Source organism: Stenotrophomonas sp. FR012 (genome assembly GCF_047520565.2).
GTDB classification, from domain to species: Bacteria; Pseudomonadota; Gammaproteobacteria; order Xanthomonadales; family Xanthomonadaceae; genus Stenotrophomonas; species Stenotrophomonas sepilia.
Genome location: NZ_JAXBQL020000006.1, coordinates 263552 through 277957, shown reverse-complemented (window position 1 = coordinate 277957; position 14406 = coordinate 263552). Strand labels below are relative to the sequence as shown.

General features: G+C 67.2%; 11 protein-coding genes. 8 read left to right on the top strand and 3 right to left on the bottom strand.

Going from position 1 to position 14406, the window contains the following annotated elements; genetic code table 11:
* Window positions 1-271 precede the first annotated feature (271 nt).
* The 7 genes from ACM0O9_RS12725 to ACM0O9_RS12695 all read left to right on the top strand — a co-directional run bounded on the left by ACM0O9_RS12725 (window position 272) and on the right by ACM0O9_RS12695 (window position 7990).
* Window positions 272-2494, top strand: a complete 2223-nt coding sequence (locus tag ACM0O9_RS12725) for an NADP-dependent isocitrate dehydrogenase (protein ID WP_111128666.1) — start codon at window positions 272-274, stop codon at window positions 2492-2494.
* Between the two features lie 307 nt (window positions 2495-2801).
* Window positions 2802-3767, top strand: a complete 966-nt coding sequence (locus tag ACM0O9_RS12720) for a hypothetical protein (RefSeq protein WP_005419765.1) — start codon at window positions 2802-2804, stop codon at window positions 3765-3767.
* A complete protein-coding gene (locus ACM0O9_RS12715; RefSeq protein ID WP_005419763.1) occupies window positions 3760-4308 on the top strand; it encodes a GTP-binding protein in 549 nt (182 codons plus the stop codon). The genes ACM0O9_RS12720 and ACM0O9_RS12715 overlap by 8 nt, the downstream gene beginning before the upstream one ends.
* Window positions 4301-4717: a roadblock/LC7 domain-containing protein gene (locus tag ACM0O9_RS12710; protein ID WP_005419762.1), complete on the top strand. Its 417-nt coding sequence runs from the start codon at window positions 4301-4303 to the stop codon at window positions 4715-4717. Before ACM0O9_RS12715 ends, ACM0O9_RS12710 begins: the two co-directional genes overlap by 8 nt.
* Window positions 4718-4770: 53 nt before the next feature.
* A complete protein-coding gene (locus ACM0O9_RS12705) occupies window positions 4771-5130 on the top strand; it encodes a hypothetical protein (protein WP_005419760.1) in 360 nt (119 codons plus the stop codon).
* A gap of 146 nt (window positions 5131-5276) precedes the next feature.
* A complete protein-coding gene (aceK, locus tag ACM0O9_RS12700; protein WP_095378203.1) occupies window positions 5277-7007 on the top strand; it encodes a bifunctional isocitrate dehydrogenase kinase/phosphatase in 1731 nt (576 codons plus the stop codon).
* A gap of 80 nt (window positions 7008-7087) precedes the next feature.
* Entirely contained in the window at window positions 7088-7990 is a 903-nt protein-coding gene (locus ACM0O9_RS12695) for an energy transducer TonB (RefSeq protein WP_065196831.1), read from the top strand.
* A 39-nt stretch (window positions 7991-8029) separates the two neighbouring features.
* Here ACM0O9_RS12695 and ACM0O9_RS12690 read toward each other — a convergent pair whose 3' ends face one another.
* From ACM0O9_RS12690 to trxA, 3 genes are all read right to left on the bottom strand, one after another.
* Window positions 8030-9604, bottom strand: coding sequence for a sensor domain-containing diguanylate cyclase (locus tag ACM0O9_RS12690; RefSeq protein WP_005419756.1), 1575 nt, complete (start codon window positions 9602-9604; stop codon window positions 8030-8032).
* A 209-nt stretch (window positions 9605-9813) separates the two neighbouring features.
* Window positions 9814-11562 carry a transcription termination factor Rho gene (gene rho, locus ACM0O9_RS12685; protein ID WP_414603698.1) on the bottom strand — a complete coding sequence of 583 codons (1749 nt, stop codon included), beginning with the start codon at window positions 11560-11562 and terminating at the stop codon, window positions 9814-9816.
* 228 nt (window positions 11563-11790) lie between these two features.
* On the bottom strand, window positions 11791-12120 hold the full coding sequence (gene trxA / locus ACM0O9_RS12680) for a thioredoxin (RefSeq protein WP_005411275.1): 330 nt from the start codon (window positions 12118-12120) through the stop codon (window positions 11791-11793).
* Between the two features lie 509 nt (window positions 12121-12629).
* On the opposite strand from trxA, the gene rhlB reads away from it, so the two are divergent.
* Window positions 12630-14345, top strand: a complete 1716-nt coding sequence (gene rhlB, locus ACM0O9_RS12675; RefSeq protein ID WP_235649042.1) for an ATP-dependent RNA helicase RhlB — start codon at window positions 12630-12632, stop codon at window positions 14343-14345.
* Window positions 14346-14406 lie beyond the last annotated feature (61 nt).

Here is a 14406-nt window from a genome sequence, read left to right as displayed (position 1 = left end):
GCGAGGCTGCGTCCTTTTTTGTTGGATGATGGTCGGCTTCATCCAGGCGTCGATGGATCACAGCGTTGCCGGCATGCAGTACCGCCGCGTATGGCGTGGCTTTGCCCCGCGCGGCTGAAAACGCGACAATGCAGGGGTTTCCCCGCCGCGCGCCCACCCTGACGGCGACGGGGGAAAGCGCGGGGGCCAACCCCGCGCGCGACACGGTTGCACGTGGCCCGGCGCTGGCGCCGGCCTTCCCCTGAGCATTGCTACAGAGTCCAAGTCCCCCATGTCCAAGATTCTCTACACGCTGACCGACGAAGCACCGTTCCTGGCCACCCAGTCGCTGCTGCCGATCGTTGACGCCTACACCGCCACGGCCGGCATCGTGGTGGAAACCCGTGACATCTCGCTGTCCGGCCGCATCCTGTCGCAGTTCCCGGAACTGCTGTCCGATGCACAGAAGGTCAGCGACGACCTGGCCGAGCTGGGCCAGCTGGCGACCACCCCGGACGCCAACATCATCAAGCTGCCGAACATCTCCGCCTCGGTGCCGCAGCTGAAGGCGGCCATCAAGGAACTGCAGGACCAGGGCTATCCGCTGCCGGATTACCCGGAAACCCCGGCCGACGACCAGCAGCGCGACTACAAGGCGCGCTACGACAAGGTCAAGGGCAGCGCGGTGAACCCGGTGCTGCGCGAAGGCAACTCCGACCGCCGTGCACCGCTGTCGGTGAAGAACTACGCGCGTAAGCACCCGCACCGCATGGGTGCCTGGTCGGCCGATTCGAAGTCGCACGTCGCGCACATGGCCGCCGGTGATTTCTACGGCAGCGAGAAGTCGGCCACCCTGGGCAACGCCGGTTCGCTGAAGATCACCTTCCATGGCAACGACGGCAGCACCGTCGTGCTGAAGGAAAAGACCGCGGTCAAGGCCGGCGAGATCGTCGACGCCGCCGTGATGAGCCGCAAGGCGCTGGCCGCGTTCCTCGGTGAGCAGATCGCCGATGCCAAGGCCCAGGGCGTGCTGTTCTCGCTGCACCTGAAGGCGACCATGATGAAGGTCTCCGACCCGATCATGTTCGGCGTGGCGGTCAATGAGTTCTACAAGGACGTGCTGGCCAAGCACGCCGACGTGCTCAAGCAGGCCGGTTTCGACGCCAACAACGGCATCGGTGACCTGGCTGCGCGCCTGCCGTCGCTGCCGGAAGCCACCCGTGCTGCGATCGAAGCCGACCTGGCTGCCGAGTACGCACAGCGCCCGGGCGTGGCCATGGTCAACTCGGACAAGGGCATCACCAACCTGCACGTGCCGAGCGACGTCATCGTCGACGCCTCGATGCCGGCGATGATCCGCGACTCCGGCAAGATGTGGAACGCCGAAGGCAAGCTGCAGGACACCAAGGCGGTCATTCCGGACCGCTGCTACGCCGGCGTGTACCAGGCCGTCATCGACGACTGCAAGGCGCACGGCGCCTTCGACCCGGCCACCATGGGTTCGGTGCCCAACGTCGGCCTGATGGCACAGAAGGCCGAGGAGTACGGCTCGCACGACAAGACCTTCCAGATCGCTGCCGATGGCGTGGTCAAGGTCACCGACGATGCCGGCACCGTGGTGTTCGAGCACGCCGTGGAAGCCGGTGACATCTGGCGCATGTGCCAGACCAAGGACGCGCCGATCCAGGACTGGGTCAAGCTGGCCGTCGAGCGTGCCCGCCTAAGCAGCACCCCGGCCGTGTTCTGGCTGGATGCCGCCCGCGCCCACGACGCGCAGGTCATCGCCAAGGTCGAGCAGTATCTGAAGGACCACGACACCAACGGCCTGGACATCCGCATCCTGCCGCCGGTGGAAGCCACCGCGTTCTCGCTGGACCGCATCCGCAAGGGCGAGGACACCATCTCGGTGACCGGCAACGTGCTGCGCGACTACCTGACCGATCTGTTCCCGATCATGGAGCTGGGCACCAGCGCCAAGATGCTGTCGATCGTGCCGCTGATGGCCGGTGGTGGCCTGTTCGAGACCGGCGCCGGTGGTTCGGCCCCGAAGCACGTGCAGCAGTTCGTCGAAGAGGACTACCTGCGCTGGGATTCGCTGGGCGAGTTCCTGGCCCTGGCTGCGTCGCTGGAACACCTGGGCAACCGCTATGACAACGCCGCCGCCCGCGTGCTGGCCAAGGCGCTGGACGAAGCCAACGGCCAGTTCCTGGACAACGACAAGTCGCCGTCGCGCAAGCTCGGCGGCATCGACAACCGTGGCAGCCACTTCTACATCGCCCTGTACTGGGCGCAGGCCCTGGCCGCGCAGGACGAGGATGCCGCGCTGAAGGCACGCTTCGCCCCGCTGGCCAAGGCGCTGACCGACAACGAGCAGAAGATCGTCGACGAGCTGATCGCAGTGCAGGGCAAGGCCGTGGACATCGGCGGCTACTACCGTCCGGACGTGGCCAAGGCCAGCAAGGCGATGCGCCCGAGCGCGACCTTCAACGCCGCGCTGGAGCTGCTGCGCGGCTGATCCGTCGCCGTTCGGCCGTGACCCCGGAACCCGCGCTTCGGCGCGGGTTTCTTTTTTGGCTCTGGGGTCAGATCCCTTTTGCCACGCAAAAGGGATCTGACCCCAGGCGATGAAACCGTGACTTCCGTCGGCTGTCGGAATGCCGTCAACGGGGCATGAAACTTGCCCGCGATAGCCGTCGCAGAACCGATCGGACACCGCCTGCAACCGCTCCCGATCTGAGCAGTCGATCACGACGGCTGCCGCTGGCGATGCCCTAGCCTTGGCGACGCGAGACCACCGGGGAGGTGGTCGCCCGGGGACACGGATGGCACGCGTGCTGGTAGTGGGAACCGATATCCAGGGCGAGCAGGCCCTGCTGCAACGGCTGCGCCTGGCGTCGGCACTGCCGGACGGCCAGGTCCGCCGCAGCCGGGACCTGGACGATTGCGATCTGCTGGTCATCCGCGATACCCCGGCACTGCGCAACGCGGCCCAGCGCATGCGCCAGCAGCGACCGCGCCTGCAATGCTGGATCGAGGACAACGGCGGCCAACTGCGCGACGGCGACGGACACCAGGATGTGCTCGACGACGGTGCCATCGGCCGCGCGCTGCGTCGCATGCAGTTGGCACCGGAGCCCCTGGCCATGCCCGCACCGGCGCTGATACGTCTGGCCGATGGCGCACACGCCATTACCCGCCTGCTGCGCGAGCGGTTGCCGCTGCGCCATGGCCAGGCACTGTTGAGTGATGCGGGCGAGCCTTTGCTGCTGATGGATCTGGAGCACGACCAGGCCGTGCTGTTGCAGGAACCCGCGAGCGCGCTGGTGGAGCGCCTGGCCGATGCCTTCGAACGCCTGCAGCTGGATGCACTGACGCCAATGCGCCTGCAGGCGCTGGCTGGTGAGCGACCACGCCAGCCGCTGCGGCCGCTGTTGTGGCAATGGGCGCAACGCAGCCGCCACTGGCAGGCACTGGACGAACGCCTGCGCGGCGCTTCGGTGAAGCTGCTGCGCTGGCCGGATTTCCGCGTACTGGGGCACGACCACGATGGATTCCGCCTGTGCTCGTTGCTGCTCAAGCGCGCGTGCACGGTTGAAGAATGCGCGATGCTGCTTGAGCTGCCGGCGGCGGCCGTTCGCGATTTCATCCACGCGGCCTACCTGTGTGGCTACGCGCAGCTGCAGGCCGCCCCGGCGACGCCGATGATGGCGACCGGTGGCACCCGCACCGACAACGGATTGCTTGCCCGCCTGTGGCGGCACCTGCGCGGGAGTGAGCGCAATGCGTGAGCACAAGGTGGTGGTGCTGGGCGGCATGGGCAGCGGCAAGTCGACGCTGGTGCGCAGCATCGCGGCCGGCGCGGTAGTCGACACCGATGTGGCCAACAGTGATCGCCTCGGTGCCGACAAGGCCTCCACCACCGTCGCGCTGGACTATGCAGACATCGACCTGCCCAACGGAGAACGCCTGCGTCTGTACGGAACGCCCGGCCAGCAGCGTTTCGATTTCCTGTGGCCGATCCTGCTGCAGGGTGCACGGGGCGCGGTGCTGCTGCTGGACGCACGTCGCGCCGGCATTGCCAGCGAGCTGCAGGACTACCTGCAGGTGCTGCAGCCGTTCGCATCATCCCTGGCACTGGTCGTGGCCGTCACCCACCTGGACCAGGCACCACAGGCGGCGCTGGATGACTGGGCCACGCACGCCTGCCTCGACGACCAGCCGCTGCCGTTGCTGGCCGTCGATGCCCGTGACCGCGAACAGGGACTGCTGCTGATGGATGTACTGATGAGCGAAATGGAAGCGCACGCATTGGTGGCCGCGTATGGGTGACGGGCAGATGGCGGTACTGCCCGATGCGGGCCAGCGTGAGCGCCTGCAGCCGCTGCTGCAGGACCTGCAGCAGCGGGTGGAAGGCGTCCGCACGGTGGTGCTGGCCAGCGTCGATGGTTTTGCCCTGGTCAGCGCCGGTGCCGAAGGGCGCGGCGAACGGCTGGCGGCGATGACCAGCGCGATGCTGGCGTTGGCCGCAGCGGTGGGGCGCGAACTGGTGCTGGGCGATCTGCAGACGCTGATGCTGGAAGCGATGGGCGGGAAGGTGCTGATGCTGGCAATCCAGGCCGAAGGGCGTGCGCCGCTGCTGCTGATGGCGGCCTGCGACCAGCGCAGCGTGATCGGGCAGGTGCTGTGGCAGAGCAGGGAATGTGGCCAGGCGATCCTGGCCGAACTCGGCGGATCGTGAGCCCGGCCGCAGGGGAACGAGGGGCTCGAACCAACATCGACAAGGGGTGCGACGTGGCTGGATTGAATGAATCGTTGAACGCACTGATGGGCATCGACGGCGCGCAGGCAGTGGCGCTGGTCGACTACGAAAGCGGCATGCTGCTGGGCGAGGCCGGTGCCGGCATGGACATGGAGGTGGCCGCCGCCGGCAACACCGAAGTGATCCGGGCCAAGATGAAGACCGCCGCCTCGTTGAACCTCAATGACAGCATCGAGGATATCCTGATCTCGCTGGGCAAGGCGTACCACATCATGCGACCGGTCGCGAAGAAGAAGGGACTGTTCTTCTACATCGTGCTGGACCGGACCAAGTCCAACCTTGCACTGGCCCGACGCAAGGTGCAGGACGTGGAGGCCGAACTGGCGATCTGAGCCGGTAGTGCCGGCCGCTGGCCGGCGTCTGCATCGATCCATCGACGGTCCAGGTGCTGCCGGCCAGCGGCCGGCACTACCTTCGCACTCGACGCCATTGCACACGCCAGCGTATGGTGAAGCCGGTCCTCCCGGATGAGTCCTGCATGTCCGAGCCTGATATCGATGCCGAGCTGGCGTCGCGCATCGCTGGCGCCATCCACGCTGGCTTCGAGCAGTACCACGCCCGCTTTGCGGCGATCACCGCTCGTGCGCGGCAGCGTTTCGAGCAGCGCGACTGGGCGGCTGCGCGCCAGGATGCAGTCGAGCGCATCGCGCTGTACGACCTGTGCATTGCCGAACAGATGGATGCACTGCGGCGCCTTGCCGGCGAAGCAATCGGGGAGCGCGCATTGTGGCTGCAGGTGCATGCACGCTACAGCGCATTGCTGCGGGGGCTGATCGATGCCGAACTGTACAAGACCTTCTACAACACGCTGTCGCGGCGCTTGTTCTCCACCCGTGGCGTGGACCCGGCGCTGGAGTTCATCGCCTTTGACGTCGAGCCGTCCGATGCGATCACCCATCCGGTTGCGCGGCATACCTACGCGGTTTCACCCACGCGGCCGGTGGAGGCCCTGCAGCGCGTGTTGGCCGATTACCGCTTCGACATTCCGTATGCGCACCAGCTGCGCTGCGCGGCGGCCATCGCCGTGCGCCTGCAGGACGATCTGGTCCACTGGGGCGATACGCCGGTGCGCAGCATCGAGCTGCTCGACACCGTGTTCTATCGCGAGCGCCGCGCCTATCTGGTGGGCCGCGTGTTCGGCGAGCACCGCTTCTCACCCTGCGTGATCGCACTGGTCAACGATGAGCGTGGACTGCGTGCCGACGCGGTGCTGACCCGGCGCCGCGACGTCGCCCATCTGTTCGGCGTGTCTCGCAGTTATTTCCAGGCCGACCTTGCCACGGTGGGCGATGCGGTGGTGTTCCTGCGCAGCCTGCTGCCGGGCAAGCCCATCGATGAGATCTACACCGTGCTGGGCCGTGCCAAGCAAGGCAAGACCGAGCGCTACCGCACCTTCTTCCGCCACTTCAACGAACATCCGCAGGAGCGGCTGGTGCCCGCCGAAGGCACGCCGGGCATGGTCATGGCGGTGTTCACCCTGCCCAGCTATCCGCTGGTGTTCAAGCTGATCCGCGACCGCTTCGCCTGGCCCAAGGCGATGTCGCGGCGGCAGGTGGAAGAGAAGTACGCGCTGGTGTTCAACCTCGACCGTGTCGGCCGCCTGCTCGATGCGCAGCCGTATCGCCACCTGCGCTTCCCGCGCGATCGCTTCGCACCGGCCTTGCTGGAGGAGTTGCTGCAGCAATGCGCGCAGACCGTGCGGGTCGATGGCAACCATGTGGAAGTCGCACTGTGCTACGTGCAGCGCCGTTTCCGGCCATTGAACCTGTACCTGCGCGAGCAGGGTGGCGAGGCGGTGCGCGCAGCGGTACTCGACTATGCGCAGGCGATCACCGACATGGCGCGCAACAACATCTTCCCCGGCGACATGCTGCCGAAGAACTTCGGCGTATCGCGGCATGGCCGGGCCGTGTTCTACGACTACGACGAGCTGTGCCTGGTCAGCGACTGCGTGTTCCGCGCATGGCCGCAGCCGCGTACGCCGGAGGAAGCCATGGCCGATGAACCCTGGTTCCATGTCGGTCCACGCGACGTGTTTCCCGAGCGCTTCGGCCCGTTCATGGGGCTGCCCGCCAGCGAACTGGCGGCGGTGAGGGAGCACTACCGGCACCTGTTCGATCCGGCGTGGTGGCAGGACCTGCAGGCGCGCTTCGCCGAGGGGAACTATCCGGATACGCCGCCCTACGCGGCGGCCCATCGCCTGGCCTGAACGGCGTGGCGTGAAGCACGTGCCGGTCCGGTCAGGATTGCGGTACGCTCGGTGCTCACTTCATCACCACGGATCCGGCAATGATGCGTTCCCCCCTGTTCCTTGCGCTGGCCCTGGCGTTCTCCGCAGGTGCCCCGCTGCTGCCATCCGAGGCCGTCGCCCAGAACGCGCGCGCCGTGCGCGCCACCGCCGAGATGAGCATGGCGCTGTCGGGCAGTATCGATGTGGCGGCCGACGGCTCGGTCAGCGCGCTGGTCCTGGACCAGCAGGCGATGCTCGCACCGGGTATTGCATCGTTCGTGGAGGGCACCATCCGTGGATGGCAGTTCGAGCCGACGCTGCGCGATGGCAAGCCGGTGGCGGTCCACGCACCACTGCGGGTGCGCCTGCGTGGCAAGCAGCAGGACGACGGCAGCTACCAGGTCAGCATGACCAGTGTCGACTTCAGTGAGTATGACCCGAAGGCTACCGATTCGGTGACCCGGAAGAACATGCCGCCACCGCGCTACCCCGAGGATGTCTTCCGCAGTGGCGGGCAGGGTGATGTGCTGCTGCTGGTCAAAGTGGCCCGCGACGGGACCGTGGCCGACGTCATTGCCGAACAGGTGAACATGACCGTGGTCGCGCCGGAGCGGACCCTGGCCAAGATGCGCGACCTGCTCGCCAAGGCCAGCATCAGCGGCGCGCGCAAGTGGACCTTCGTCCCGCCCACGACCGGCGAGAACAGCACGCGCGACTTCTGGACCGTACGCGTGCCGGTGAACTTCGCCCTGAACAGCGACACCGGCAGCAACGGCAATGCCCAGCCGGAGCGCTATGGCCGCTGGCGTGCCTACATCCCCGGCCCGCGCCAGGCCGCACCGTGGCGCAAGCCGGATGCCGTCGAACAGGTGGGCAGTGATCTGCTGCCTGCCGGGGGCGTGTACATGGTCGATGGCACCCAGCGCGGCCTGCGCCTGCTGACACCGTTGGCGCAGCGCTGAGCCCGGCGCGGTGAAGCGGTCGGCCAGGCCGGCCGCTTTTCAGTCCGCGTACGGGTAGACCACCACCCGGTTGCGGCCCTGTTCCTTGGCCATGTACAGGGCCTTGTCGGCCAGCCGCAGCGCCTGCTCGGCATCGACATGGAAGCTGGGGAAGTGGGCCACGCCCAGTGACACGGTGATGGTGCCGACCGGCTCGAACGGGTGATCGGCGATGTGCTGGCGCAGGCGCTCGCCGGCCTGGCGCGCAGAGTCGGTGCTGATGCCCGGCAACAGCAGCAGGAATTCCTCGCCGCCGGCACGGCAGAGGATGTCGCTGTCGCGCGAGTAGCGGCGCATCTGGTCGGCGATATGGACGATGGCCGCGTCGCCGACGTCATGGCCATGGCTGTCGTTGATCGATTTGAAGCGATCGATGTCCAGCGCCAGGATCGCGAACGGAATGCCCTGCACCTGCAGCGCATCCAGCGCCTGCTGCAGGCCGCGGCGATTGAGCAGGCCGGTCAGCGGATCGGTACGGTTGGCGCGGCTGAGCGTGCCGATGCGGTCCTGCAGCGCGTTGAAGCTGTGCAGCACGGCCTGCTTGAGCTGGGCCACCTCGAAGTACCAGGCGCGGATGCCGCTGACGTGGCTGATCGCGTTGCCGGTGTCCTCGCCACCCTGCACGTTTCGCGCCAGCTGCCACAGCGGCATCGAGATGCGACGGGCGAACCACCAGGTGACCAGCAGTGACAGCAGGCCGAGCGGGATCGCATTCCAGATCACCGCGGTCATCAACCGTGACAATGGCTGCAGCGTGGCCTCGGTCGGCCGCTGGGCGATGATGCCCCAGCCGGTGGCCGGCACCGGTGCATAGCCGGCCAGCATCGATACGCCCAGGTTGTTGCGGACCTGCTGCGCACCGCGTTCACCGCGCACGACTGCCTTCACCGCCGGGTTGCCGACCACGTAGTCGCCGACCCGCTTGCCATCGGCGTGGTACAGCAGGCGGCCATTGCGGTCCACCACGTACAGGTACGAGCCGTCGCGGTAGTAGTGCTTGCCCAGCAGCGTGTGCAGCGCACTGCGCTGGCGCAGGTAGAGGGTGCCGCTGACGTAGCCGCGATAGCGGCCCTGGCGATCGAAGATCGGGTGCGACAGCGAGACCAGCAGCTTGCCGGTGGTCGACTGGTAGGGATCGCTGATCATCGGCTGGCGCGCGGCCAGTGCGGCGTTGTTGCCGGCGCTGTGCAGGATCTCGCCCTGCAGCTGCAGGGTCTGCGGCGAGGTGGCGATCACCAGGCCGTCGGCGTCGACCACCAGCGAGGAGTTGAAGCTGTTGGTCTGCAGCTGCAGCCGGCTGGCTTCATCCTGGGCCTGTGCCGGATCGAGATCATTCTGGCCGAGCCGGGTGGCGGCGTAGGCCAGCTCCTGCTGCGCGGCCAGCAGGAAATTCTGGGTGGTCTCGGCCAGTTTGGTGGCATAGACGCGGTTGGCCTCCAGCGTGTTGCCGACCAGCTGGTCGCGCTGCACGCGGTAACTGGCCAGCAGGGTATTGGCCAGGGCGATGATGGCGCTGAGCAGGGCCAGGGCGAGGATCAGCTTGCCCAGGTTGAGGCGGGGGGACAGCGTTCGCATGCGTCGACGGATCCGGCAGGAGGCTGGACCCGACCGGTTCTCCGGAAGGGGCGACAGCGGGAATCGGTGGCCACGCCCTTGGGGCCGGGCAGGGTATGGGGCGAATTATCGCCAAAAGTCAGCGGCGGCAAAGTGAAACAGGTCGCCCTGCAGGCGAAAAAAAACCTGCCGCAGCGGGCGGCAGGTTCTCTTCAATGCAATGGCGTGGATCAGCGCTTCATCGAACCGAAGAACTCGTCGTTGGACTTGGTGTTCTTCATCTTGTCCAGCAGGAATTCCATCGCGGCCATTTCGTCCATCGGATGCAGCAGCTTGCGCAGGATCCAGATCTTCTGCAGCAGTTCCGGTTCGATCAGCAGGTCTTCGCGGCGGGTACCGGAACGGTTGATGTCGATGGCCGGGAACACGCGCTTTTCAGCGATACGACGGCTCAGGTGCACTTCGCTGTTGCCGGTGCCCTTGAACTCTTCGTAGATCACCTCGTCCATCTTCGAGCCGGTGTCGACCAGCGCGGTGGCGATGATGGTCAGGCTGCCGCCTTCTTCCACGTTGCGCGCGGCACCGAAGAAGCGCTTCGGGCGGTGCAGGGCGTTGGCGTCCACACCACCGGTCAGCACCTTGCCCGAGCTCGGCACCACGTTGTTGTAGGCGCGGGCCAGGCGGGTGATCGAGTCGAGCAGGATCACCACATCCTTCTTGTGCTCGACCAGGCGCTTGGCGCGCTCGATGACCATTTCGGCCACCTGCACGTGGCGCGCGGCCGGCTCGTCGAAGGTCGAGCTGATGACCTCGCCGCGCACGGTGCGCTGCATTTCGGTCACTTCTTCCGGGCGCTCGTCGATCAGCAGCACGATCAGGTGCACGTCCGGATGGTTGGTGGTGATGGCGGTGGCGACCTGCTGCATCATCATCGTCTTGCCGGCCTTCGGCTGCGACACGATGAGCGAGCGCTGGCCCTTGCCCTGCGGCGCCATCAGATCGAGGATGCGGCCGGTGATGTCTTCCGACGAACCGTTGCCACGCTCAAGGGTGAAGCGGCGGCGCGGGAACAGTGCGGTCAGGTTCTCGAACAGCACCTTGTTCTTCGACGCTTCGATCGGCTCGCCGTTGATGGTGTCGACGATGTTCAGCGCGAAGTAGCGCTCGCCGTCCTTCGGGAAGCGGATGCGGCCGGAGATGTGGTCGCCGGTGCGCAGGTTGAAGCGGCGGATCTGGCTGGGCGAGATGTAGGTGTCGTCCGGGCCGGCCAGATAGCTGGCTTCGGCAGCGCGCAGGAAACCGAAGCCATCCGGCAGGATTTCCAGCACACCATCGGCGGCGACGCCGTCACCGTGGCGGGTCAGCACCTTCAGCAGGGCGAAGATCACGTCCTGCTTGCGGGCACGGGCCACGCCTTCGGAGATCTGCAGCTGCTCGGCGATTTCCAGCAGCTTCTGTGCCGGCATGCGCTTGAGGTCGCTCAGCGAGTAGACCGGGAAGCCCTCGGGCACGTTGGCGTGCGGGCGCGGCACGAACGGCTGCTGTTCGCCGCCGTCATTGGACATGCCATCGTCGCGGAAGCGGTTGTTGCGGTCACGGTCGCGGCGGTTGCGGAAGCGGTCGCGTCGGTTGCCCTGACCTTGCCCCTGGCCCTGCTGGCCGTTCTGGTTGTACGGGTTCTGGCCCTGGTTCTGGCCACCCCCCTGGTGATTCTGCTGCCGCGGCTGGCCGGATTCGCGGCCCTCGCTACCCTCGCCACCGCCACTGCTGGCAGGGGCCTCGGCGGCGGGCGCGCTCGGCGCAGGTGCTGCGGCCGGCGCCGGTGCTTCGGGCGCGGCGGCCAGCGGCAGGGTCGGCTGCGCCGGAGCGGCGCTGGTTTCTGCGGCTGCCGGGGCGGCGGCCTTGCTCACGCGGGGCTTGCGCACGCGCTTTTCGGCGGGCGCATCAGCGCTGCCGGTTTCGGAAGTGTTATCGGACAAGAGCGTTATTCCTCGCTTGACGGTGCGAGCGCCCGGCTGGGGCGGCGAACGTTGGGAATGGGTCTGGAAGAAACTGCGTCCAGAGGGTGCGGCACGCGAACGCGGCCGGATATGCCGACACTATCATCGGCCTGCGGCGCCATGCAAGGGTCGCCGGGAACAGCATTCATCATGGGCGTGGTGCGCCCGCCGGCAGCCGCGCTCGGCGGCTGCCGGAGACCGGCAGGATCAGGCCAGGGCCTTGTCCAGCAGGCCGGCCAGCTGGGCCTTGCCCACTGCACCGATCTGCTCGCCGACCTTTTCGCCATCCTTGAACACGACCAGGTACGGAATCGAACGCACGTGGTACTTCGCGGCCAGCGCACGGTTGTGGTCAACGTTGACCTTGGCGATCTTGGCGCGGCCCTGGTAGGCATCGGCCAGCTCGTCCAGCGCCGGGGCGATCATCTTGCAGGGGCCACACCACTCGGCCCAGAAATCGACCAGCACCGGTTCCTTGGAATTCAGTACTGCGCTATCAAAGTCGGCGTCGCCGACATGTACAACCTTGTCGCTCATCTTGGTTTCTCGTCTTGGATTGCACCCGGCCATGCCGGAGGTGGGTGAACTGGGCCTTGCCCGGTGGCGCGACCCTCGTCGTTGCCTCGCGGCGCACTGCCGCGGTGCGTTCGGCGGGATGCCTGGACGCTCACGGCCGGCAGTGTACCCCTATCGCGGGGCAGGGACAGGCGCCGTCTGGAACCCAGCGTATCGTGATCGCTTCGATGGCCGGTATGTGTCGGATTTCACTGTCCTCCTGTACATGGGGCTGGCAGTGCGCGACACCAGCGCCCCAGACCGGGCCGTTCAAGTCCAGTGTGGCTGGGTGAAGGTGGCGTCTCCGGGTGCCGTGAGACACCGCATTCCGGTTTGCCTGCCCGAGTGCGTTAAACTGGGACATTGTGCGGCGCACGGACCGAGGGGTCCCGGCCTGCCAACCCGCCGCAGGGGCCGCAGTTTGCGACGGTTCCCCTAGACGCTGAAGTGCCAGCCGCCCCAAGGGCCGGCGGCCATACCAAGACGGACTCATGAGCGACAAACCGCTGACCGATTTGACCTTTTCCTCCTTCGAGCTGCATCCGGCCCTGCAGGCCGGCCTTGAAGGAGCCGGATTCACCCGCTGCACCCCGATCCAGGCGCTGACCCTGCCGGTCGCGCTGCCCGGTGGTGATGTTGCCGGCCAGGCCCAGACCGGTACCGGCAAGACCCTGGCCTTCCTGGTCGCTGTCGTGAACCGCCTGCTGACCCGTCCGGCGCTGGCCGACCGCAAGCCGGAAGACCCCCGCGCCCTGATCCTCGCCCCGACCCGCGAACTGGCCATCCAGATCCACAAGGATGCGGTGAAGTTCGGTTCCGACCTGGGCCTGCGTTTCGCGCTGGTCTACGGTGGCGTGGATTACGACAAGCAGCGCGAGCTGCTGCAGCAGGGTGTGGACGTGATCATCGCCACCCCGGGCCGCCTGATCGACTACGTCAAGCAGCACAAGGTGGTTTCGCTGCATGCCTGCGAGATCTGCGTGCTCGACGAAGCCGACCGCATGTTCGATCTGGGCTTCATCAAGGACATCCGCTTCCTGCTGCGCCGCATGCCGGAACGCACCATCCGCCAGACCCTGCTGTTCAGCGCCACCCTCAGCCATCGCGTGCTGGAGCTGGCCTACGAGCACATGAACGAGCCGCAGAAGCTGGTGGTCGAAGCCGAGACCATCACCGCTGCCCGCGTGCGCCAGCGCATCTACTTCCCGGCCGACGACGAGAAGATCCCGCTGCTGCTGGGCCTGCTGTCGCGCAGCGAAGGCGCGCGGACCATGGTGTTCGTCAACACCAAGGTGTTCGTCGAGCGCGTTGCCCGCTCGCTGGAAAAGGCCGGCTATCGCGTCGGCGTGCTGTCCGGCGACGTGCCGCAGAAGAAGCGCGAGAGCCTGCTCAACCGCTTCCAGAAGGGCCAGCTGGAAATCCTGGTGGCCACCGACGTCGCCGCGCGCGGCCTGCACATCGATGGCATCAAGTACGTCTACAACTACGACCTGCCGTTCGATGCCGAAGACTACGTGCACCGCATCGGCCGTACCGCGCGCCTGGGTGAAGAAGGTGATGCGATCAGCTTCGCCTGCGAACGCTACGCGATGGGCCTGCCGGACATCGAGGCCTACATCGAGCAGAAGATTCCCTCCGAGCCGGTCACCAAGGAACTGCTGACCCCGCTGCCGCGCCCGGAACGCCCGGCCCCGGCTGCAGGCGAGGAAGGCGAGGACAACGAAAGCGTCGGCCAGATCTTCCGTGAAGCGCGCGAAGCCCGCGCCGCCGAGGAAGAGCGTCGGGGTGGTGGCCGCAGTGGCGGTCGTTCCGGCAGTGGTGGTGGTCGTGGTGGCCGTGACGGCGAGCGCAGCGGCGAACGCCGTTCGCGCGGCCCGCGCAAGCCGCGCGTGGAAGGCGAGCAGGGCGCTGCCGCCCCGGTCGCGGGTGCTGAAGGCGCCGCTGCCCAGGCCCCGCTCCCGCCGCGCGCCGAAGGCGCACCGGAAGGTGCCGTGGATGGTGAGCACAAGCCGCGCAAGCGCCGTCGTCGTCGCCATGGCCGTCCGGTCGAGGGTGCCGAGGGCGTGCAGGCCAACGCCGGCAACGGCGCGAGCCCGGTGACCCCGGTGCAGGTGGTGGCCAAGCCGGTGCGTACCGCCGCCGATACCGGCGATTCGTTCCTGACCCGCATCGGCCGCAAGATCCGCCGGATGCTGTCGGGCAACTGATCCTGTAGCACCCGACCGTTGGTCGGGTGGCTTCATGGGCGTGCGGGCCCGCCGCCCCCCC